This is a genomic window from Streptomyces sp. (genome assembly GCF_036566765.1).
Taxonomy (GTDB): Bacteria; Actinomycetota; Actinomycetes; order Streptomycetales; family Streptomycetaceae; genus Streptomyces.
In genome coordinates, this window is sequence record NZ_DATCVQ010000572.1 from 1 (window position 1) to 2,426 (window position 2,426).

Here is a 2,426-nt window from a genome sequence, read left to right on the forward strand (position 1 = left end):
TCCGGTGACCTGCGGGCCGTCGACATGGCCGTGAGCGGAACCCGCAAGTCGAAGACCCGTGTCCGGGAAGACGACCTCGAGGCATTCATCGAGGGCCGCACCCGAGAGGCGCAGGCCTCCTAGACCGCCGATCGGTGTCCGTAGAGGCCGACTGCACCCCCCTGCCAGTCGCCCCAGGACGCGGACACCGGTCGGCCTCCAACTGAACAGCCAAAGAAGAAGGGGCCCGGCCCCCAATCCGCAAAGAAGAAGGCCGAGCCCCAACCACTACGAAGGGGATTGTCGCATGAACGTACTCAAAGCGCTGGCGGGACCGACCATCACCGTGGTCGTCCTGATCGTCGCCGTCGTCCTGACGCTGGTGCCGTGATGGCGAGCAACGGGGGCAAGGACTCCTGCGTCGTCGTCCTGCTGGTCGGTGGCTCGCTGTTCACCGGTCTCGCCTACCTCCTCTCCGAGGCTGCGAGGTGGCTGGCATGACCGGCCCGATCCCTGGTGGCGCCGGAGAGACGGCGGTCGTCTACCAGGTCACCCAGTTCCGTGACGGCATGGCCCGGCTCGCGCACCTGTTCCGACTGCACCCCGAGCTCAAGGGGCTGCGAGCAACGGTCGACGAGGTCGGCCACGTCGACATCATCGCGGTAGCCGAAGCGGGCGTGCTTCACGACTGGATCCATGCCCTGCCGGCCGCGCGCCGGGAGAAGGCCCTGTTCAGCATCCACTCGGGGCTGCAGCTGGAGGAAGTCCTGCGGGACGGACCCCTCACGGTGCACGTACGGCCGAAACCGGGTGCGTGATGAGCGAGTTCACCCTGTACCGCTACGAGGACAAGAGCGACGTATCCGGTACCGGCCGGGTCGCCTTCGGCTGCGAGTTCCCCGACGGCGCTGTCGCTGTCCGGTGGCCCGGCGACCATCCGTCCACTGCCGCATGGGGCGACATCCGCGACGTCGAAGCAATCCACGGACACGGAGGTTCGACGGTGGTCGAGTACACCGACAATGCCCGCCTGCTAGCTGCATATCAGCGGGTGGTGCCGTGGCTCCTCACCGGCGAGATCAAGCCCGTGACCGTCGGCCCACACCCGGATCACCCGGACAGGCTGCGGCTCACCTTCCGGCATGACCGCGCGTGGGCCTTCTGGGTAGCGCTCCTCGACGGCTCCACCCACTCGGCAGTCCAGGAAGAAGTGAACGGCGAGATCGAGCACCGCTGGATCAGTGCCGACGGCAACGTCTGGCTCCTGTACTACACCCGGCCGCAACCCAACCCGACCTTGACGTGGGAAAACCACGATGACCCGGAGATCCACAGATGACTGAGCAGACACTCTCCCCCAACGTCGCCCGCAACCGGGTCAACAGGGCCGTCAAGACCCGCATGAAGATCCTCCGCACCGACTCCCGTCCCGTCGGTGAGATCAAGGGGATCGACTCCCAGCACGTGTTCGCCGGCCGGATCGTGGCCCTGCTGAAGCAGGCCTCCGGCGACAACCCCGGCGAGTGGTCCGAGGCGTACACGGAGCACGTCATCAACCGGTTCGCCGACCGCTACGTGGAACTTTGCAGGGTCGCGCCGATCCGCGAGCGGGTGGCGTCATGACCCGCCTCATCGTCGCTGCCGCCTTGCTGGCCGTCCTTGCTGGCTGCTCTGACGAACCCCACCGCTTCGCCTCCTGTACCGAGGCGCAAGAGGCCGGTGCGCCTCTGCCGCTGACCGCCGACAGTCCCGGCTGGAACCCGAAGCTGGACCGCGATGGGAACGGGGTGGCCTGCTCATGAACGGCGTCTTCCGCGCGATCCAGTTCGCCTGGCAGCTCGCCGCGTTCTTCCTGCTGGCATCTGTGGTCGCTGCCCCGTTCGTGGCGTTGGTGCAACGCGCCCGTGCCCGCGGACGCCGCCTGTTCCGCGACCAGCCGAACGAGGTGCTGCGGCAACTCCACCCCGACACCCGCATGGATCACAGTCAGGACGCGCTATGACCGAGATCAAGCTCGACGTCAAAGACCCGCGCTTGGCGGCGTCTCAGCTCCGCCATGCGGCCAATCACTGGAACGACGGACCGCCGAAGTCCAACCCCGTGGGCGATCTTCTGCTGTCCCTTGCTGACTCCATCGAGGAGCAGGTCAATCCGGCCATCGAGGAGCCGACCGAGTTCGGGTCGCTAATCCGGGCAAACACTGGCGGCGGGAGGCAGCTCCTTCAGCGGCCAGGCCAGGCGCGTGGAAAGCACTACTGGGAGAACGAGGACGGAGGCTCCTGGCTGTGGCCCGAACTGACTGAGGTCGAGGTGCTACGTGTCGGCGTAGGGGACGAGGCCGCCTACAACAACGGCGTCAGCGACACCGTCAGCGCCCTCGTCGCGAGGCTGCTGGAGAAGCGCCACGGCACGAACCTCATGCAAAAGCGGGACGCCTTCACCGAGGC

6 protein-coding genes are annotated in these 2,426 nt (G+C 67.1%); all 6 read left to right on the forward strand.

The genetic code is table 11. The features are described 5' to 3' along the window. Positions 1 to 476 precede the first annotated feature (476 nt). Positions 477 to 797 (forward strand): hypothetical protein, encoded by a 321-nt coding sequence (locus VIU94_RS33320; RefSeq protein WP_331917288.1) that lies wholly within the window; start codon positions 477 to 479, stop codon positions 795 to 797. Beyond that, positions 797 to 1,318, forward strand: a complete 522-nt coding sequence (locus tag VIU94_RS33325; RefSeq protein WP_331917290.1) for a hypothetical protein — start codon at positions 797 to 799, stop codon at positions 1,316 to 1,318. The genes VIU94_RS33320 and VIU94_RS33325 overlap by 1 nt, the downstream gene beginning before the upstream one ends. Further along, a complete protein-coding gene (locus VIU94_RS33330; RefSeq protein WP_331917292.1) occupies positions 1,315 to 1,602 on the forward strand; it encodes a hypothetical protein in 288 nt (95 codons plus the stop codon). Before VIU94_RS33325 ends, VIU94_RS33330 begins: the two co-directional genes overlap by 4 nt. Then, entirely contained in the window at positions 1,599 to 1,781 is a 183-nt protein-coding gene (locus tag VIU94_RS33335) for an excalibur calcium-binding domain-containing protein (RefSeq protein WP_331917294.1), read from the forward strand. The genes VIU94_RS33330 and VIU94_RS33335 overlap by 4 nt, the downstream gene beginning before the upstream one ends. After that, entirely contained in the window at positions 1,778 to 1,981 is a 204-nt protein-coding gene (locus VIU94_RS33340) for a hypothetical protein (protein ID WP_331917296.1), read from the forward strand. Before VIU94_RS33335 ends, VIU94_RS33340 begins: the two co-directional genes overlap by 4 nt. Further along, on the forward strand, positions 1,978 to 2,426 hold a 449-nt coding region (locus tag VIU94_RS33345), incomplete at its 3' end, for a hypothetical protein (RefSeq protein WP_331917298.1). The genes VIU94_RS33340 and VIU94_RS33345, both read left to right, overlap by 4 nt.